This window comes from Pedobacter sp. 01N310 (genome assembly GCF_056399805.1).
This window is the reverse complement of the sequence record NZ_JBFTSB010000001.1, coordinates 67,416-87,926: the sequence shown is the minus strand read 5'-3', so window position 1 is coordinate 87,926 and position 20,511 is coordinate 67,416. Positions and strand designations below refer to the sequence as shown.

The window sequence follows — 20,511 nt, the reverse complement described above, 5'->3', positions numbered from 1 at the left end:
TTCCGACAGATAGCGATACAAGGCTATTGCCAAATCTACATTTCAAGCTCCTGGGTTAAGTATAAGCTAAAACGCCCTCACCATCTATCTTGATTGTTTTAATTTTCCGAGCCATCGGGATTCTATGATCTGCGTTAGCCGGCCTAACAGGCCAGGCTCAATCTGCATACATCCCTCAACAACCTGCTGCCTCCATACACGCTCCTGATCAAGGATCAGTTTATGGTTCTTTCCTTCAAGAAGTATATCAACCGAAATCTCCTTTTCCAGCAACAACGAAGTCACATATGAAATAACATATAATGTATAGACTTTGTGACCATAGGATACCGGTAATGGAATTCCAATCATTTGCTTAATTCTTTTTATCTGGAAGACCACCACATATCTCAATACGATAAACTGTCCATACAGTTGCGCAGGTACCCCTAGGTATTTCTTCCAAATAGCTGTTTAAAAACAGTACTTCTTTTATTGATGTTCTCCTCCTTTAAAACGCACTGTTGACCGACCGATAAGACAACAATGGGAAGAAGGTTATTTATCGAACCCGCCCAGAGATACTTCCATTCATGGCCATACAGGTCCTTTAACAAAACCGAAAACAAAATTATAGGGTAATAAGCTATTTTTTCCGACAAAATATCATGGAGAAAAATGATAATTATCAGTTTGACTGTGCAATGTAAATTCAATATATTTTTGCCCAGTCGCCTCCAGCTGTGTTGGCAGTTAATCTAGGGATGTGGTCCGATCTTCCTTTTCACCGCGCTTGCGGTCCTGTTATAATACCTTTTGGCCCTGACCCTGAATACATCATAAAGCAATACGGAAACAAGAATTGCAAGCGGGGCAAAAAAAGAAGGGAATCCAAAATGTTTGAAAAGATAAGCTCCTGCAATTGCCCCTGCCATGAAGAAAAAAATAATAGCAAGCCGAAGCCTGATCTTCGATTTTACAGTCTTGCATTCCAGACCTTCATTACGCAGTACCTGTGCCAGTTCTATCCCCAGATCCGTAAAAGTACCCGTCAGATGGGTAGTCCTTACGACAGAGCCGGACACCATGGACACCAGTGAATTCTGCATCCCCATGGCAAAAAGAAGACTTCCGGCAAACAACTCCTTTGAGAGAAGCGTTCCATTGTAGCTTCCCCCGAAAAATGCTGAAAACAGCAATACACCGATCTCGATGAGAATGGGAATTGAGTAAGAGTAACGTTGGTTATGACCTGTAAAGGACAAGATCAGACCTGAAATAAATGCACCACCAAGAAAAAGCATCATCCATAGGGCGATAACCCGCGCTGTGTCCCAATCCTGAAAGGCTATCCTTTCAGCAAAAAGTGCAGCATGTCCTGTTACGTTTGTGGTAAGAATGCTAAATCCAAGATAGCCTTCAGCATTGACAAAACCAGCAGTCATGCCTAACAGGCTTGCCAATCTGAGATTATGCCCATATGTCCTTTTTGGTCCTAAGTGTCTAAGCATTATAATGAAATCTGATCGCGCCCAAATAAATTACGCTCCATGATATGCCCCTAAAGAGAAGTGATATGGCCGGTTTAAAATCATAAATGGCAAAACCTTCTAGGACAGGAAAGCAATTTAAAGCAAGGCCATAAAACTGTCGCCCAAAGTTCCAAATAAATCCAGTCGAATGAATCTGATAAATATCAGTATTCAAGATGATTTCTTACCATGAAGGGGAGCATACATTTCCGATAGCTTTGCAAAGATTGAAAACCGTCTGCTACTGATCAAATTTTCTGAACAGCAATTAACTCCTGGAAAGCGACAAATTACTTTGCCGCTTTTTTTTGCGCAAAACAATTCCTTTTACCTTAATTGCCCTCCAGCCCGTAGCATCTTTGGTAATTCAGCATCGAATTACGGAAGATCTGCATGGCATTCCCCTTTATCTCCTGATTATCAAAAGCCCCATAGACAGTATCGAACTCAAGGTCTGCCGTCCTTTCAAAGAAGACATGGAATTCATCCCTGCCAAGAAGGATCTGATTGGGATAGCTATACATCACGCCGAGATGCTTTCTACTTCGGGATACATAAAGGCTATCACCGCACAAAACACTACCACCAGCAAATGCCATAACCACTATATCAGATGAAAAAACTAAGCAAAAAAGAGCTGCGTATCCATGCGTTTTGCTGGAGCATTTACATTTTCATGGAAGTTGTCCTTGCCTGGGCGATGACTGGAAAATTCAGCAATCCGCTGCACTATTTCTTTTTCTATGTACTTAATATCGGTATGTTCTATTTTCACTCCTTATGGATCATGCCGATATTGTACAGCAGCACCAGTTATCGAAAAGTGAGGTTCAGCCATGGGTTGTTATCTGAAATCCTGCTCTATCTTGGGGCAGCATCACTGATCAATCTGCTGCTGACAGGCCTGGGACAAAGAGCGACAGCACTCGTATTCAACATACGCTATATCGGTGTCACCATCTGGAGGGCAACATTTTTTATCATGTACGGTACCGGCTTTTTCTTCCTTAAAAACTACCTGAAGAAAAAAGATATGGAGATGCAGAAAGCGCTCGAGATCGAACGGCTCAGGCTCCAGCTGATTACAGCCGAAAAAGACTTTCTGCGTTCCCAGATCAATCCGCACCTGCTCTTTAACACCCTTAACTTTATCAAGAATGCTACCCGGCAAAATCCTGGAAATGCACGCAAGGCCATAACAGGCCTCAGCGACCTAATGGAATATGCACTGGAAGACAGTAAAAACGATGTTGTATCCCTAGCCAGAGAGCTTGAACAGGTCGAAAATATGATCCAGCTCAACCAGCTTCGTTTTGAACAACAGCTTAACATGAGCTACATTAAAGAAATCAGTGACGGACAGGCTGAAATTATCCCGATCGTCCTGTTGACCCTCGTAGAAAACATATTCAAACACGGCATATTCAACGATCCAGATTACCCAGCCATTATTGAGGTTCGCAGCTCAAACGGGGAAATCTATTTTGCCACCAGCAATCTGACCAAATATTCAGGAGAGAAAAGGGGCAGCTGTACCGGCCTGAGCAATATCAGCGCCAGACTAGCACCGGCATATCCGGGCAGATACAGTTTTGAATATGGAATGAACGGGGCTAATTTTGAAACCGAACTAAAGATTTCGCTTCAGTCGATGGCATAAAAGTTCCATGCGATTGTTTTCCATAACAATTATTTTAACTAGATGTATGGATCAAATGTATCGGATTACCGGCAGGCAGACTAGGGGAAATTTCCCGTATTTGTAGTGTAAGTTTTCCCGTTTTTTTCTGGAACTGGCTTACTGATCATAAGAAGACAAGAAAATTTCCGGTGAATTTTTGGCCTCAGAAAACTGATGTATTACCATATGCCATTATAAAACGCCATTGCTGAAACTTTGAGATATTTTATTTATCATTGAGGCTTAAATTTTGTAAATTTAAGAGTGATAATTATTACGAATGGCATCTAATTCCCTTCCCGATGAAAGTGAAATATTGACTAAAATGGCCGAGGGGGATCAATATGCTTTTACTACACTTTACAATTCCTATAGCAAGCAGTTGTTTGCCAAGATTAATCATATGGTCAATGATGAAGAAACTGCAAAGGAACTGCTTCAAGATGCTTTCTTCAAAATTTGGATTCAGCGAAAAAATGTTGATGTTAAAAAACCATTCAGATCATTTTTATTTACCATTGCGGTAAACCTTGTTTACGACCATTTTCGGAAGCTGGCAAAGGATCGAAAATATGCTCAGACTGTTTTGCAGAATGCAGTTGATTACTATACACATGCCGAAGAGGCAATTCACAGTAAGGAGAGTATGAAGTTAATCCAGCAGGCAATTGATCTGTTGCCGCCTCAGCGAAAGCAAATCTTTATGCTCTGTAAGCTAGAAGGGAAAAGCTATGATCAGGTGGCCAGTCTCCTTTCCATTTCTACCTCAACAGTCAAGGATCACATTGTAAAAGGCAATAAGGTGGTGAGAGATTATTTGCTTAAGAACCCAGACTTAGTGGTCCTTTCTTTCATTACTGCCACTTTATTAAAATAATTATAAAATATTTCATTTTCGAGCAGACCTATTTCTTTTCTTCAGCGTATTGATTAAAAAGGACAGGATTGAAAACTCAAGAAGATATAGAACAATTATTTCGCAAGTACCTCAATCAGGAGTGTACACTTTCTGAAATAAATGAATTACTCGACTACTTTGAAATCGATAAAAATGAGGCGTTGCTGAAACAGTCAATTGCCAGTTATTTTAATTCAGATAAGAAGACTGGAGAAACTAACCAACATCTTGATGCTGTTGCTGAAGTAAGAGATAAACTAATTCATCGAATCCGGGAGTACAACGAGCCTAAAAAGTCAATTAAACTTTGGCCCCGTATCGCTATTGTAGCTGCTGTTTTTATCATAATTTTTAGCATTGGATTATTATATGTGTTAAATCAACAAACTAAACCAAAAAATCCTACTGCGCATGTTAACGATGTTGCCCCGGGCAAAGAAGGCGCCACACTTACATTGGCAAACGGAAAAAAAATTCTAATTAATGATGCGCTATCAGGAAATATAGCTAATCAATCTGGTGTAAAAATATCTAAAACCAAAGACGGCCAAATTGTATATGAAGTATTAGACCAAAAATCTGATGGGATACACTACAATACACTTACAACGACTAGAGGTGAACAGATTAGTGTTCGCCTGCCTGATGGCACACTTGTATTTTTAAATGCAGCTACTATGCTTAAATACCCTACCAGCTTTGCGAAAATGAACAAAAGAGAAGTTTCTATTACTGGTGAAGGATATTTTGAAGTTTTTAAAGATAAAACCCATCCCTTTATTGTAACTACTGCCAACCAGCAAATTGAAGTACTAGGTACCCATTTTAATGTTAATGCCTATACTGATGAACCTTCTGTTAAAACAACTTTGTTAGAAGGGAGCGTAAAAGTAAATAGCAACTCCCATTCAGAAATACTTCAACCAAATCAACAATCTACCTTAACAGGCAATAAAATAACCATAAAAGAAGTGGATACAGAAGAAATTGTTGCATGGAAAAACAATGAATTTCTTTTTAAAGACGATGATTTCAAGACCAATATGCGAAAAATTGCCAGATGGTACAATGTGGATGTGATTTATGAAGATGATGCGCCCAATAGCTTTAAACTCGGTGGATTTTCTTCAAGGTCAAGAAGTCTTGCAACAATCTTAAAGCTAATGGAACAAACAGGTAAAGTTCATTTTAGAATTGATGGGAAAAAAGTATACGTAAGTAAGTAAATATATTTTTATTAAAAATCAACGAACCACTAACCTAAACATTAAAAGATGGAAAAAAAAATACGACAGAAAAGCTGAGGCTGTAAAAACCAAATCCCGATGGTGATCGGGAGATGGTCGATGTTTGGCATCGTTAATAATTAAATCAACTATTGAATCGTAGTAGCCCAAAGTTTCGAAGCAGCAGGCTCGCTACCTAACCAAACGAACAAATGTATAAAAAATATACTAATGAAATTGGTATGCCCAGATGGCATACCGCTAAAATATGGCTCATGATGCGATTAACCACCGTTATATTAATTGCTAGCTTAATGCAGGTCAGTGCCGCAAGTCTTGCACAACGCATTACCTTAAATCAAAAAAAATCAACACTCGAAAAAATTTTCCGGGACATTCATAAGCAAACTGGTTACGATTTTATTTATGATAAGGAGCTTTTAGATCAAACAAAGCTGATCAGTATTGTCGTTAAAAATGAACCACTGGAAACGGTTTTGAAAAAGTGTCTTGAAAACCAATCTTTAGACTATTTAATCGAAGATAAGTTAATTGTGATTAGAGAAAAGCTAAAATCGATAAAAAAGGATGAGGGTCAAATACAAAAAACAGATATTAAAGGGAAAATTACTGATCTTATCGGTAAGGGTATCCCTAGTGTAAATATTTCAATAAAAGGGACCAGTAAAGGTACTTCTAGTGATAGCAACGGAAATTTTTCACTCTCCCTTGCAGCAGGTGAAAATGAAATCATCATTTCTGCGGTTGGATTTGAAAGCCAAACTATTGCTGTAAATAATCAAACCAATTTTAATATTGTACTTAAAGAAAGTTTATCCAAACTGAGTGAAGTTGTAGTGGTGGGTTATGGTACGCAAAAAAAATCAAACCTAACGGGGTCGGTCGTTACAGTAGATGCTAAACAGATCAAAGACCGCGGTGTTGCTAATATTTCGAATATTCTTGCTGGCCAGGCACCTGGTGTTACCGTTCTGCAACGTGGTGGCCCTCCGGGTAGAGACATGGGTACCATTAACATTAGAGGTATAGGTACTTTAGGAAACGCCAATGCGTTGCTTATTGTTGATGGTATACAAACTACAGATTTATCTCAGGTTAACCCAAATGATATAGAAAGTGTTTCGGTGTTAAAAGACGCAGCCTCATCGGCTATTTATGGTATTAATGCCGCTAACGGTGTCATTATAGTAACGACAAAACGGGGCATAGCAGGTAAACTAAAGGTAAATTACGAAATGCAAGGCGGATTCTCCGACCTCGGTAAAGTACCCCAAACTGTAAGTTCTGCCGATCTGGCCACCATGTATAACGAGGCACAAACCAATGACGGCATACCAACTTCAGGTTTGAAATTTACTGCACAGGATATTCAAAAATTTAGAGATGGCTCAAGCCCGTTAACCCATGCCAATACCAATTGGGTGGATGCGGTTTTCCCGAAGTCTGGAAATTGGCTTTCACATAACTTAACCTTTAATGGTGGCAATGAAGATACCAAGTACAACGTATCATTAGGTTATTTGGATCAGGATGGACTGATGAACAATACAGGTTATCAGCGTTATAATTTTAGAACTAATTTTGACCAAAAAATTTCAAGCTGGTTAAGTACAGGCTTTAATCTGGCTTTAAGCCTGAGAAATGTAAACGATCCGCCTACGGTTTCAGGTGTTGGTGGAGAAAGCTGGTACCTGCATCAAGCTTTTCAACAATGGCCAAACGACCCTGTAAGCTATCCAGATGGTCGATATGCTTACCCAACGTGGTCTAGCTTAAATTCAAACCCTGTGGCCTATAGCTCAACCATTAACGGTTATTCAAAAAATGCCGATACACGTTTAATAGGTTCTGCTTTTGCTGAGATTAAAATTATAGATGGTTTAAAGCTAAAGGGCGTTGCCTCAAATACTAGAGACTACAATTATGCTTCAAATTTGGGTTTGGGGGTAGATTTGTACCGGATAAATAAAACAACAGGAGAAATTAGTGCAACACCAGAAAATGCAGCTTCTATCCCTGCTTTAACCACGACCAGAAACGTGTCAAGAGGATTTGATCGTTATAGTGACCTTAACCTTCAGCTGCTTTTGAATTATGATAAGACATTTGACAAACACGGTATAAAGGTTTTGGCCGGATATGAGCAGCGTAAAATTACATCAGAAAGCGAGGGAATTACCCGTATAAATTTATCAGACCCATCCTTAACACAAATTAACGCTGCCGATCCTTTAAACCAATCTACTTATGGCAACACGATAGATTTTAGATCAAGGTCTGCCTTTGGTAGGTTGAATTATATCTATGATGAAAAATATCTTTTCGAAGCTAATTTTAGATATGATGCAAGTAGCAGGTTTCCTGCCGGAAAAAGGGCAAAACTATTTCCTGCTTTTTCTGCCGGATGGGTTTTGTCAAAAGAAAACTTCCTGAATTTGCCAAAAGCAATCTCAATGTTAAAGGTTCGTGCGTCTTGGGGTCAACTGGGTAATCAGGAAATTGATAATTATAGGTTTTTATCAACCTATGAGTTTAACGGACAGTATATTTTTGATGGAAACAAAGTTGTTGGTATTAGAGAAGGTGCACTTGCCAACAACAACATAACCTGGGAAACCACAACCTCAAAAAATTTAGGTCTTGATTTAGGTTTGTTTAATAATAAACTAACCTTAACTGGTGAGATTTTTAAAAGGGATACAAAAGATATTTTACTCCCGTTGCCACAAGCCTCTATTCTAGGTGCGGCGCCACCAACATCCAATGCGGGTGCTGTAAGTAATAATGGTTTTGAAATTATAGCAACTTATAAAGACCGTGTAGGAGAAGTAGGTTATTACCTTAATGCAAATATTGCTCAAGTAACCAATAAAATAACGGATCTAAAGGGTACAGATGTTCCCGGAAAAAGGGTTGGCGATCCGATATACAACTTATTTGGCTACCAAGCAGACGGATTGTTTCAAAATCAAGCCGAAATTAATGCAAGTGCTAATCAGTCGGGTGTTGGTAGTACACCAAAACCTGGAGATATAAAGTATAAGGACATCAATGGCGATGGATTTGTCAATGCACAGGACCAGGTAAATCTGGGTACATTTTTTCCAAAAATAAATTATGGTTTCTCTTTCGGGGCAGATTATAAGGGATTCGATTTTTCTACCGTATGGCAAGGTGTGGCTCAAGTAAAAGGAATTTTAAACGGTAGGCTTGCACAGCCATTCGGGTCTTTCGGGTCAGCACCAATTGTACAACAATTAGATCATTGGACAACAGATGGAACCAATGCAAATGCCGCTTATCCCCGCTTAAGCTTTACCGCAGCGGCTAATAATGTCCTAAGTTCTTATTGGTTACGGAATACTGCTTTCCTTAAGCTAAGGAATGTACAATTGGGTTATAGTTTGCCTACTGCGCTGGTTAATAAGATCAAGCTTTCTAGGGTACGCTTTTATTTAAGCGGAGAAAACTTATTAACCATTTCACCATTTAAAATAATGGATCCGGAAAGTATTACCGGTTCAGATCCGTTTTTTGCTTACGGTGGCTCTGGTGCCTATCCTGTTACCAAACGTTTTTTGGCTGGTCTTTCTATAACCTATTAAATTAAAACATCATGAAAAAGATATTAACTATAATATTTACAATTATCTTTTTTACATCTTGTAAGAAAGACTTTTTAAACGTTGCACCTGGCGATAGGTTGTCTAATACCACATTTTGGCGTAATGCTGATGATGCTGTACAGGCGACAACTGGCGTTTACAGTAGCTGGTCCTCATCGCATATCTATCAGCAATATTTTGCCGATGATTGGTCTGATGATGCTATACCTTCAGGCTTTTGGCAGGGCTTTTATTATTTTACTTGGGGCAAGGGTAATATTTCTCCCTCCAATGGGGATATAAGTGGTTATTGGTCAGCATTATATTCTGTTATTCGAACTAGCAATGTGTTTTTAGCCAATGTAGATAAATGTGTGATGGACGATAACCTTAAAGCAAGGTTAAAAGGAGAAGTTCAGTTTGTAAGAGCATATGAATATTATTTACTTTATAACAATTGGGGTGAAGTGCCATTGGTAGACAAACCTTTGAGCCCAGGCGAGGTAAATATTGGCCGGGGTGCTTTGGGTTCAACTGTTGCCTTTATATTGGCCGATCTAAATGCTGCAATCCCAAATTTGCCTACCGTTGCCTCGCAGGCTGGTAGAATTACAAAAGGAGCAGCGCTAACTTTAAAAGCTCGAATTCTACTTACCACTGGCCAGTATGCTGAAGCTGCTACAACAGCCAAAATGGTTATGGATCAAGGAAATTACGAATTGCTAAGAACTACTGCAGGTGATGGCTATAAACAATTGACAAATACCAAACAAGCCAACAACAAAGAAGAAATTTTGGCTTGGCAGTTTGATGGCTCAAACGTAAACAATGATTTTATCAGTAATGTTAATGGATTGTCAGGCTCATTGGTTTCGCCCACAAAGGCACTAGTTGATGCTTATGACGGTTATAATAAAACCACAGATATGGTTGTACCCGTTAATGAAACTACAACAACAAGTAGGTTTGCAAATCGCGATCCAAGGCTCGATTTTACCGTTGGCCACACAGGCTCAGTAGTAAAAGGCATAACCCTCAATTCAGAGAGCGGAGAACTGGCAGCACACGCTACTGGTTATGGCGTAATTAAATATATTACTAACGAAGTAATAAACAATACACCCAAATATTCTACAGATTATATGCTGATGAGGTATGCTGAAGTATTGTTAATTTATGCAGAGGCCAAAATAGAGGCAGGCCAAATAGATCCATCGGTGATAAACGCTATTAACGATGTAAGATCAAGAGCTTATGGTACTGTGCCAACGGATATTACCCATTACCCGGAAGTTATATTGGGTACACAAGCTGCTTTAAGAAATATTGTACGCAATGAGCGTAGAGTAGAATTGGCCTTTGAAGGCTTGAGATGGTTTGATATTAAACGTTGGAGCATCGCTGCGGGTACAAACGGCACGATGAATGGAACTGTTTTAGGAGCCTATTTGAGCAGTGGTACATATAAAGTAGCTGGTGCCAGACAAATGGATAATCCAAACCGCGATTATTTAAGGCCCATACCTCAAGACCAAATTAATTTGATGGGTAAAAATTTATTACCTCAAAATCCAGGTTACAATTAAAATTAGCTATGCTAAGCATACAGAAAGGTCGGTTAATTTTGATCTCCTGTATGCTTGTTTAATGGTTTTTCTTTAGATTTTATGATAGCTTCATTACTGCTAAAAACAAATTAAATTCAATGAAAAAAAAGATAAAACTTACCAGCCAAATTTTGGCTGTACTGCTACTGCTTTGCAATAATTTTTTATTTGCAAGCGAGGTAGATGAAGTTGGAGAATTTAAAAAATTGCTTGCAAGGGTGGTACCTAACCGCACACAATATTTTGAAGTAGAAAAGCTAGCCAGTAATAATGATGTATTTGAGTTGGAGAGTAAATACGGAAAAATAATTTTAAGGGGGAATAATAATATCGCCCTATCTGTTGCCCTAAACCACTATCTCAAATATTATTGTAAAACATCGGTTTCTTGGTATGCAAATGATCCTATAATACTTCCAAAAGTGCTACCACAGGTAACCCAAAAAGTAAAAAGGGATGCACGTGTTTCAAAACGGTTCTTTCTTAATTATTGCACTTTTGGTTACACCATGCCTTGGTGGCAATGGAAAGACTGGGAACGATTGATTGATTGGATGGCATTGAACGGAATTAATACTCCTTTAGCGATAACAGGGCAAGAAGCCGTTTGGTATAACGTTTGGAAAAAATTTGGACTAAGCGATGAAGAGATAAGAGGCTACTTTACAGGCCCGGCACATCTGCCTTGGCACCGGATGTCTAACCTTGATCATTGGCAAGGACCATTACCTATGTCGTGGATTAAAAATCAAGAACAGCTTCAAAAAAAGATACTTGCAAGAGAAAGACAGCTGGGCATGAAACCAGTTCTTCCAGCCTTTGCAGGTCATGTGCCTCAAGCTTTACAAAATAAATATCCAACGGCAAAAATTACAAAATTGAGCGAATGGGGTGGTTTTGAAGATAAATACAGAAGTTCGTTTCTAGATCCTTTTGACCCCTTGTTTACCGAAATTCAGCAAGCTTTTTTAAAAGAACAAACCGCAATTTTTGGTACAGATCATATTTATGGAGCTGACCCTTTTAACGAAGTAAAGCCACCTAGTTGGGAGCCTGATTATTTAGCCAAAGTTTCTAAAAATATCTATGAAGGAATCAATTCTATTGATAAGGATGCCACTTGGCTAATGATGACCTGGGTATATTATTTTGAGAGAGAACATTGGACAAACCCACGCATCGAATCGTTTTTAAAAGCAGTGCCACAAGATAAAATTATGCTATTGGATTACTACTGTGAAAAAACTGAAGTATGGAAAATGACTAATTCATTCTTTAATCAGCCCTTTATTTGGTGCTACCTCGGTAATTTTGGTGGTAATACCATGCTTGCTGGTAATGTTGACGAAGTGGAAAAAAGAATGGAAAATGCATTGGCTAACAATAAAAATTTATGGGGCATAGGTTCTACTTTAGAAGGTTTTGACGTAAACCCAATGATGTATGAATATGTTTTTGAAAAAGCTTGGAATACTAATTTGGCAGACACCAAGGATTGGATTAAAAATTGGGCAAATAGAAGAACTGGATCGGCAGACACAAATGTAGAAAGAGCTTGGGAAATATTGCATCAAAAAATATATAACCAACCTGCAGAATTAGGTCAAGGAACATTAACAAATGCCCGGCCTACATTAACTGGAAATGGAAACTGGACTACTGTTAACAAAATTGATTATAGTAATAAAGCTCTTTTTACCGCATGGGAACTTCTATTAAAAAGCAAAACAATCAATAGCAGTGCCTATAAATATGATTTAGCGAATATAGGACGACAGGTTTTGGGCAATTATTTTACCCAATTGAGGGATGAATTTAACGAGAATTATAAAGCTAAGAATATAGCCGGTTTAAAATTAACAGGCCGAAGCATGAAAGCTGTATTGGATGACATTGATTTGCTGTTAAATACACAATCTTCCTTTCTGCTAGGCAAATGGTTAAATGATGCAAAAAAAATGGCCGCCTCAGAAAGCGAACGCAAATACTACGAAGAAAATGCCCGTAATATTATTACTACCTGGGGTACAAAAGCACAAAGCTTAAATGATTATGGTAACCGCACTTGGGCAGGTTTAACCAAAACATATTACCGTAAAAGGTGGGAGATGTTTATTAATGATGTCATCTCATCAGTAGCCAAAAACAAAGATTTTGATGAAAAATTATTTCTTGAAAAGGTTACCCAATTTGAACTTGACTGGACTAAACAAAGCCAGGTTTTTATAGACAAACCACTAGGAGATAGTTATAGAATTAGCAAAGTATTGGCATTAAAGTATAAAAACAAAATTCTCACAAATTAATATGAGTAATAATCAAGAATATATAGAAAAACCAAAAGCAAACTATACCTCTGCAATGCTATCTATAGGTATATTATTTTTTATTTTTGGCTTTATCACTTGGATAAATGGAGTTTTAATTCCATTTCTACGAATCGCTTGCGAGCTTACCGAGACAGAGGCTTACTTTGTAACCTTTGCTTTTTATATTGCCTATACCGTAATGGCCATACCATCTGGCAAGATGTTAAAAAGAACAGGTATGGTTAGTGGTATGCGCATAGGTTTATACTGTATGGCAGTAGGTTCAGTTGTATTTATTCCTGCTGCTATTAACAGATCATTTATACTTTTTCTAGCCGGACTATTTATTACGGGTACTGGATTAACTATTTTGCAGATTGCTGTAAATCCTTATGTAACCATCTTAGGCCCTGCCGAAAGTGCAGCCAAAAGAATTAGTATTATGGGTCTGTGCAATAAGTTCGCAGGAATATTGGCTCCCTTGATATTAGGTAGTATTTTATTAGGTAAATCGAATACAATTGTGGCTAATATAGCTACAGTGTCTGCTTCGCATAAAATACAAATGTTAGATGATTTGGGCAGATCTATAATAATACCTTATGTTATTATAACGGTTGCATTATTGTTACTGGGGTATTTATTGAAATACGTAAGTCTACCACAAATAGATGAAGAAGAGACTAACCGGTCATCGGCAATAATTGCGAAAAAATATACTGGACAGATAACTGCGGGTTTTGTAGCCGTATTTTGCGCAGTTGGTGTAGAAGTAATGGCTGGGGACACCATTAGTAACTATGGCTTATATCATGGTTTTTCCCTAAGTATGGCTAAAAACCTTACCTCATATACCTTAAGTGGTATGCTTATTGGTTATTTGCTTGGGATCATATTAATACCAAAGTATTTAAAACAAGAACTTTCCTTTTTGATTTCTGCTGTATCTGGAGCCCTCATTACTGTTTTAATTATTATCCTGCCTAAAGAAATATCTGTATTTTTATTAGCAGCCTTAGGTGTTGTCAATGCCTTACTCTGGCCTGCTATTTGGCCTACTGCTTTAAGAGGGTTAAGTGTTTTACAGATAAAAAGAGCGTCGGCTATATTAATTATGGGCATTGCTGGTGGTGCTATAATACCACTTGCCTATGGTTATTTGCTGCATTTTTCCAACAACCAGTTATCCTATATCATTCTTTTACCTTGTTACCTGTATCTAATTGCATATAGCGTTAACAACCATTTTATTAAACCAAATAACTAATAATATGAAATCAGTATTAGTAACCATTATTTTGATAGCATTATATTCTTGTGCAAAATCAACCTATAAAACTACCGGTTCGTCATCCCAACTTTTGGTAATTAAATTTGAAAACTGTTTAACAGATAAGGGCAGTTATGAAATTGGCGAAAGCGTTAAACTTTCCTGTACAATCAATAATTCTGGCGAAAAGCCAATTAATCTGAAAACAGTTAAGGTTAAAATTAGAAACATATCAAAAGATAAATCTTTTTTTACAGAGACCAGTTTGCCGAGCGGTATAACAATTAATACTGCAAAACAATATGCCGTAACCAACCTGCCGATATGGACTGTGCCAAACGATGCCAGTACCGATGCCTATGGCGTATACCTGGTTTATCACGATGAAAACGGAAAGGAAAAAGTGCTTTATCAAACATTTTTTAGGGTAGTTAACTCTAAAATTTTAACCGTTTATAATATTACAGAAAATAGCTATAAAGGTTTAAATATGTACGCTTTGGATGGCGGAATGAGTGCTGAATATGTTGTAGAAAAATCAATAGAAAACCTAAGTGGCGGAATTTCGCATTCTTGGCTAGTAAACGGCCCAGGTTCTGGCCCTAATCCTGTTTATGCAACTCCTCAGTTTTTACAAAACTCGGTAATCAAAACGGTTGATTCCTATAACAAGTTTTTAGGAGAAAATACTACTTTCGAAACGGTAATTCTGTCAACAGGTTTTCCGGCAATACCAAATATAAGTAATGTATTAAAAGCTCCTGTTTTGCCCCTTCATTTTTTGGTAACAACCAATAATATCAAAGAGATAGAAACCATATTAAGTTATTCAAATAATAATGGTTATCCATCTTACAGTACGCTGGGCTACGATCATTCGGTACCTGATGCCGTTGCGTGGGTTAAATTGTTAGATCTGCCTAAAGAGTACATCACTTTTTTGCAACAACACCATGTAAAGAATATAGTTATAATGGGTTCTACTGGAGTAACTGGTGGCGAAACAAAGGCAAAACAAGTTCTGGATAATGTAAATGGAAAATACAAACCAGGTAGTATTTATATCTTGTATCCGGGCAACAGCGCAGATGATGTAAAAACTTTACAGCAAAAAATTAGAGATTATAATGATTTTACCTTACAGACTGACTATACCTATATTTCTGATTGGGAAAGCGGTGTAATAGAAGATCAGATAAAAAACATTACCAGCAACAAGAATATAATAGGTATTTCAAGTTACGCCATAACATCTCCAGACTTATTGGATATGTATAATTTGGGCACAACATCTACCTTAGCCTATTTCAAAAAGAATAATTTAACACCAACTGGTGTGGCAATAAATCCTTATTTGATTGCACACCCAGCTTACGAAGTTTATAAAGGCTACATTCCTTTGCACTATTGGCAACTGGTGCCACCACAAAGTACAGTTGATAGGATTAAAACTATTGTAAATAAGGCAGTGTCTGATTATTATCCAGAACTCAAATTTAGTCAGTTTAATATGTGGGTAAATTCGAGTAATAATTTTGGGGCAGCTGCCGCAGCTGGTAACCTTATCACTAGCCTCAAGGCAAATGGCTTTAACAATATCAAAGAAAATGATTACAGTAAAGATGAAATTTGGGATCCAAGTGATGGCTTGTATGCACCTAATGAGGTAATTGTTAATGAATTGGTTAATAACGGTACCTTAAGCCAGTTTCAAGCAGCAGTAAAAGCCTTAAAACCACTTTCTTTAAATGAGCTTGCACAAGTAGCTCAAAAATTTCCACAAATATCTATTTCTAAACTAAATTAAGAACTTGTAAATCAATGAAATTAATTGCCGATAGTGGTTCTACAAAAACGAATTGGTGCCTTATTACCAATAACAGTCATAAGTTTTATTTTGATACAGAAGGTTACAATCCATTTTATGTAAACAGTGAATATATAATAAATTCAATCAATGAGAATTTACCTGATACAATTTTGCGGGATGAAGTAATGGAAATTAGTTTCTATGGCGCTGGCTGCGAAATTCACAAAATAGAGTTGATAAAAAATGCAATGCAACAGGTTTTTAATAATGCTATGATAACTGTAGACACAGATTTATTGGCTACAGCCAGAGCACTACTTGGCAATGAACCAGGCTTTGCAGCCATATTGGGAACAGGAACAAATACATGCTTATACGATGGAAAATCGATAACCACCAATATAGATTCTCTCGGTTTTCTATTGGGGGATGAAGGTAGCGGCGGTGTTATTGGAAAGAAAATAATCACAGATTATATAAGAGGAGAAATGGACGAACAAACCAACTATTTATTTTATAGCACCTATAAAATAACACCTGAAAAACTTTTAGAAAACCTCTATTCAGAACCACTTTATAACAGGTTCTGTGCTAGCTATTGTAAATTTTTAAGCCTTGAGACCATAAACCCAGATTATAGGCGTCATGTTGTACTCCAGGTTTTTAATGCCTTTTTTAAAAATCTAGTAAGTAGGTATAAGAATTATAATGCTTATACATTCAATTGCGCAGGTTCGGTTGGTTTTCAGTTTAAAGATATTCTGATAGAGGTTGCTGAAACGTTTGGTATGGAAGTTAAATTAATCACAAAATCAGTAATTACTAATCTTGCTGATTATCACCTTCATAAACAAATTAAATAGCAGGGAATACTTCTATCATGGCAAGATTAAATTTATTAAAAGAAACGCGGTTTGAAAAGCTTCCGGTTACAGTTTTTAATAACCCTAAAGAAGCATCATTAAATGTAGCAAACCGGATTGCTCAAATTATTAAAGGAAAACAAGCTGCTGGCAAAAAAGCGGTACTAGGTTTGGCCACAGGTGCCACTCCTGTAGCAGTGAGATAACATAAATTATTAATCAATATCGTAAAAGGTGGAGATGATAAAAAAGAAGTTGTAATATTTTTTTTTAGGGAGGGAGGCGCTAAAAGTGAATGTACACGATGGAGTGTACATCTTTTTTCTTTATAAACACGGAACATTTCGGTATACATCAGGCCAACCCCATAATCATCAGCTTGGCAACGCAGACTCGGGTCCGCTTCAAGTTTTTGTGTCCAAAGCTGACCAATAACAAAATTTAAATCCTGCTAATTCAGTGCATCTGCCCCCATCTTTGCAAATGCTGTACAAAGGTCAAAAGCCGTTTGGTTGTACTTCAGACCAGCGCCGTAAATAATGGAATTGTAGCAGGTCTTCAAAATCATTACATCGAAACGGGCTTATACGCGGCGTTATGATTTTGCATATGGGACCAAAGGGAACCACTTTGAGATGCAATTGGCAATCACCTTGAATTAAAACAACCAAATGGCTCCCGACCGTTTAAGAACGTGGCGGAATAAAGAGGATCCGTCCAGGCTCCAAAAACAGTTGGGCTGAAGAGCAAGAAGGAAACTCGCCGCGCTCAGCGTAAAAACAGAATAGCCTATCGGAGATTCAATGCCAAATGAGAGGGCCATACAAAGCGCAAAGCATAAGCTCAACAGTCCGCTCCCCATCGCAGCAGCCCGAGTAAACAAACCGGCCAGTAAGAGCAGTCCGAATAATCCTTCCAAAATGGTGGCAATTACCGCAAGTACCGGCACAAGGTGATGCGGAAGCATCGACATCACCTCCCCTGCGTACTTCATAAAATGATCCCAATCGACGGCTCTTCGGGATCATCGGGTGGTGGCGGAGGAAACACCTACACATCATCTCCCCCTGCCCCATCGAACCTTCCGGGAGAGGACAAAAACCCTGTCAATCCCAGAGAGATGATGGAATGTTTTTCAAAGATCCCAAGTACAAATGCAGCATTTGTAGTAAGGGTGTATGTTGTTGAACCGCAGCCTGGAACCTCTTTTAATGTCGGCGCTAACAGTTTCGGCCATGTGGCTATTTCTTTGAGCAAAACAAGTGGAGCCACAACCATCACACAAGCTGTCGGATTTTACCCTACCGGAACAGGAATGGATAAACTGTCCTCTAAATCGCAAATTCTTGACAACGGTGGTCCATACCTTTTTTTTCAAATAAAGTAACTGGCCAACAATATCAAATCGAGAGAAATGTTTTTGTGTATCCGTTAAAGGTTCTAAAATCCCTACAATGAGATTTGATAAAATCAATGGCACTTTTTTGTCAATAAATAAATTTAATAATTCCATTGGTTTATCGAGAATTTGAGCCCATGACCCAAAGCCAAAATAATTTAAAGTAAGAAATAGAAAATAAAGTTTGATATTATTCATCACAATCTAACTTATCGGTAAAATCAGTCAAGTTGAGGAAAGTGACTAGGCATTCTTGAGCAATTCGGATGACTGCTGCACCCAATGGATAAGTGAAATCTAAATGAATAGGATCAGAAAGATAAATACGCCGAGTTTTTTTATTGCTGCTTGCTTTACTATATATACTTACTTAGCGGATTGATCAAACCCGTCGCTAAAGAACTCAGCAAGGGTAATATCCAATGCTGAAAGCACTTTCAACAAAGATGAGAAATACAGATCTTCACCATTTTCATAGCGCCAGAGCTGCGTACGGTTAAGGTCATGTTTAAAGGCAAATTTTTCATAGTTCCGTTCCCCTTTCGCTTCTCTAAGGGAACGAATCCGTGCTCCGACCAATTTCAAAACTTCCTTTATGTGCTCGCTCTCCTCTTCGTTTTTGGCTCTACTCATAACGTAAAGTAAACCAAAATGATGCGAGAGAGGTACTTCTAAAAAGAAACATCACAATAGATACATCTTATTAGAAACAAATTTATTATCTTTATAAAGCTGCAGATATTAAAAAATATATGGAAAAGGAGGAATTATTACAGACCCCTATTGACAGGCTTGGTTTTAGTGCTGAATTCTGTAAAGCTTGTCGTTCAATGCATTTCAGCACATTGAACGACATCACATCTCTTTTGCCTGAACGACTGATAAATAAAGAAGGGTTTAGCTATAACTGGCTGGGTGAACTCAGCACATACTTAGATAAGAGAGGACTGTTGCATTTATTGCAACGGCCATAGGAAAAAAATTACGGTTGATCCGCAGCACCATGCGCTGTAATAGATCCCGCACACGTGCGGCAGTATGCTGGTCAATACTGTAAAATTCTTTACTGAGGCTTCCAGGAGAAATAACAGCTTGTCTTTTACTTTGACAGTGACCAGCGAAACATTTAAAAATGAACTGAAGGTTTTGAGTGGCGAAGACACTTTCTTCGTACAGTAAACGAATCAGGCAGGACAGGTGTGCAACTGACATTTCCAGTGGTATTTTTGGAACAGCAATTTCGCTCCCCTTGCTCAAAGACTTTTTTGTTACCAGAATTTCTTCCTGGAGCCAGTCTCCCAACATAGTTTTTAGAGATGGCCATGAAATATTATAAGCTATATGTTTCACTTCAGGAACAGATGCCACCGTAGCCTTTTGATTATGTAGATAGTTGATTTTGTCGTCTAAACAAATAAAAGCTTCCAATTCTTGACGGATCTTCCGTTGTCGGTAAACAAAAAAAGAAAGATGATTAAAATTCACACCAGAAAGATAAAAGATGAGATTGTTTTCTGTCTCGTCGGGGAGTGTATCAACCAAAATCATTTGCTTGATAACATACTTATAATAGTCTAGTGTACCAAAAGAATACCGCCTTGCGTTGTTGTCTGCTGACATCTCATCTACCCAGTTTAAGATCAAAATTTTCAACCCCGAGTTTATTTTCGCGTTTTTAAGATTTGTTTTCACCAGGTGAATATCTGCGCCTGATTGATTAACTAAACGTTTATGAAAAGCGGCAGGTGCCACAGCATCTCGATTGAAATAGTTCGAAAAGTATTGCTTTAAATGATCAAGCAGGAATAGAAGATAATCATGTAGTTTATTAGAAATTTCAATCTCCGGCATTTTACAAAGGGTATCCGAAATTTTCAGGATACCCTCAAGCTGATAATAAAAATAACGCCTTAAGCTTTTATCAGAAATCTCCGAGAAAGCCATCATTTTCCATCCTTCAAAAAGTTGTTGAGATTTTGATTGGAAAGTCGATTCTACTGCAATATCGTTACTTGAATTTCCCCAGGCAGACAGCAGTTCCTCGATATCATGTAGTTCATTTTTAAGCATCAGGTGTAATCAATCCAATACCTTTGTAACTAATTTTTTAACAAATGGGTACTGGTTATGCTGGTGGTAATACTGGTCGTATCAGTTTCAGGATTTTTGAACTTACCAACAATTGATTTAAAATTGCTCACTGCGATAGTTTTTTTCTCGGGAAGTTTAATTGAAATTTTCATGATTTTATATTTTTTATGGTAAATTAAGGCTTTGTGAAGTTGCAAAAATCTTTATTACAGATTCATAC

Annotated in this window: 16 protein-coding genes and 1 pseudogene; 11 read left to right on the top strand and 6 right to left on the bottom strand. The window is 37.8% G+C overall.

Features of this window, described 5'->3' with window-relative positions; translation table 11 throughout:
• Nucleotides 1–737: 737 nt before the first annotated feature.
• Together AC1DNH_RS00295 and AC1DNH_RS00290 are read right to left on the bottom strand one after the other, a co-directional pair.
• Nucleotides 738–1,490, bottom strand: coding sequence for a YoaK family protein (locus AC1DNH_RS00295; protein ID WP_476767446.1), 753 nt, complete (start codon nt 1,488–1,490; stop codon nt 738–740).
• 353 nt (nt 1,491–1,843) lie between these two features.
• Nucleotides 1,844–2,110 carry a hypothetical protein gene (locus AC1DNH_RS00290; RefSeq protein ID WP_477585155.1) on the bottom strand — a complete coding sequence of 89 codons (267 nt, stop codon included), beginning with the start codon at nt 2,108–2,110 and terminating at the stop codon, nt 1,844–1,846.
• Nucleotides 2,111–2,124: 14 nt separating this feature from the next.
• Here AC1DNH_RS00290 and AC1DNH_RS00285 point away from each other — a divergent pair, with 14 nt between their 5' ends.
• The 10 genes and pseudogenes from AC1DNH_RS00285 to AC1DNH_RS00240 all read left to right on the top strand — a co-directional run.
• Nucleotides 2,125–3,171 carry a sensor histidine kinase gene (locus AC1DNH_RS00285; protein WP_477625052.1) on the top strand — a complete coding sequence of 349 codons (1,047 nt, stop codon included), beginning with the start codon at nt 2,125–2,127 and terminating at the stop codon, nt 3,169–3,171.
• 301 nt (nt 3,172–3,472) lie between these two features.
• Nucleotides 3,473–4,069 (top strand): RNA polymerase sigma factor, encoded by a 597-nt coding sequence (locus AC1DNH_RS00280; RefSeq protein ID WP_477585157.1) that lies wholly within the window; start codon nt 3,473–3,475, stop codon nt 4,067–4,069.
• Between the two features lie 68 nt (nt 4,070–4,137).
• Nucleotides 4,138–5,316, top strand: a complete 1,179-nt coding sequence (locus AC1DNH_RS00275; protein ID WP_477585158.1) for a FecR family protein — start codon at nt 4,138–4,140, stop codon at nt 5,314–5,316.
• Between the two features lie 212 nt (nt 5,317–5,528).
• Complete coding sequence (locus tag AC1DNH_RS00270; RefSeq protein WP_477625051.1) at nt 5,529–8,942, top strand: TonB-dependent receptor; 3,414 nt, start codon at nt 5,529–5,531, stop codon at nt 8,940–8,942.
• An 11-nt stretch (nt 8,943–8,953) separates the two neighbouring features.
• The gene (locus AC1DNH_RS00265) at nt 8,954–10,528 is read left to right on the top strand and encodes a RagB/SusD family nutrient uptake outer membrane protein (protein ID WP_477608140.1); all 1,575 of its coding nucleotides are present in this window, start codon (nt 8,954–8,956) and stop codon (nt 10,526–10,528) included.
• Nucleotides 10,529–10,647: 119 nt separating this feature from the next.
• The gene (locus AC1DNH_RS00260; RefSeq protein ID WP_477585153.1) at nt 10,648–12,855 is read left to right on the top strand and encodes an alpha-N-acetylglucosaminidase; all 2,208 of its coding nucleotides are present in this window, start codon (nt 10,648–10,650) and stop codon (nt 12,853–12,855) included.
• A gap of 1 nt (nt 12,856) precedes the next feature.
• Nucleotides 12,857–14,125, top strand: a complete 1,269-nt coding sequence (gene gluP / locus AC1DNH_RS00255; protein WP_477610484.1) for a glucose/galactose MFS transporter — start codon at nt 12,857–12,859, stop codon at nt 14,123–14,125.
• Between the two features lie 4 nt (nt 14,126–14,129).
• Entirely contained in the window at nt 14,130–15,935 is a 1,806-nt protein-coding gene (locus tag AC1DNH_RS00250; protein ID WP_477610483.1) for a hypothetical protein, read from the top strand.
• Between the two features lie 14 nt (nt 15,936–15,949).
• Nucleotides 15,950–16,801: an N-acetylglucosamine kinase gene (locus AC1DNH_RS00245; RefSeq protein ID WP_477585082.1), complete on the top strand. Its 852-nt coding sequence runs from the start codon at nt 15,950–15,952 to the stop codon at nt 16,799–16,801.
• Between the two features lie 17 nt (nt 16,802–16,818).
• Nucleotides 16,819–17,001, top strand: a pseudogene (locus AC1DNH_RS00240) (glucosamine-6-phosphate deaminase); the annotation flags it as partial.
• Between the two features lie 458 nt (nt 17,002–17,459).
• On the opposite strand, the gene AC1DNH_RS00235 reads toward AC1DNH_RS00240, so the two are convergent.
• The gene (locus AC1DNH_RS00235) at nt 17,460–17,795 is read right to left on the bottom strand and encodes a DoxX family membrane protein (protein ID WP_477585081.1); all 336 of its coding nucleotides are present in this window, start codon (nt 17,793–17,795) and stop codon (nt 17,460–17,462) included.
• Nucleotides 17,796–17,798: 3 nt separating this feature from the next.
• On the opposite strand from AC1DNH_RS00235, the gene AC1DNH_RS00230 reads away from it, so the two are divergent.
• Nucleotides 17,799–18,188 carry a hypothetical protein gene (locus tag AC1DNH_RS00230; RefSeq protein ID WP_477585080.1) on the top strand — a complete coding sequence of 130 codons (390 nt, stop codon included), beginning with the start codon at nt 17,799–17,801 and terminating at the stop codon, nt 18,186–18,188.
• A 378-nt stretch (nt 18,189–18,566) separates the two neighbouring features.
• Here AC1DNH_RS00230 and AC1DNH_RS00225 read toward each other — a convergent pair whose 3' ends face one another.
• The 3 genes from AC1DNH_RS00225 to AC1DNH_RS00215 all read right to left on the bottom strand — a co-directional run bounded on the left by AC1DNH_RS00225 (nt 18,567) and on the right by AC1DNH_RS00215 (nt 20,443).
• Nucleotides 18,567–18,833 (bottom strand): helix-turn-helix domain-containing protein, encoded by a 267-nt coding sequence (locus AC1DNH_RS00225; protein ID WP_477581790.1) that lies wholly within the window; start codon nt 18,831–18,833, stop codon nt 18,567–18,569.
• A gap of 288 nt (nt 18,834–19,121) precedes the next feature.
• Complete coding sequence (locus tag AC1DNH_RS00220; RefSeq protein WP_477607672.1) at nt 19,122–20,270, bottom strand: hypothetical protein; 1,149 nt, start codon at nt 20,268–20,270, stop codon at nt 19,122–19,124.
• A gap of 29 nt (nt 20,271–20,299) precedes the next feature.
• Nucleotides 20,300–20,443, bottom strand: coding sequence for a hypothetical protein (locus AC1DNH_RS00215; RefSeq protein WP_477586129.1), 144 nt, complete (start codon nt 20,441–20,443; stop codon nt 20,300–20,302).
• Between the last annotated feature and the right edge of the window lie 68 nt (nt 20,444–20,511).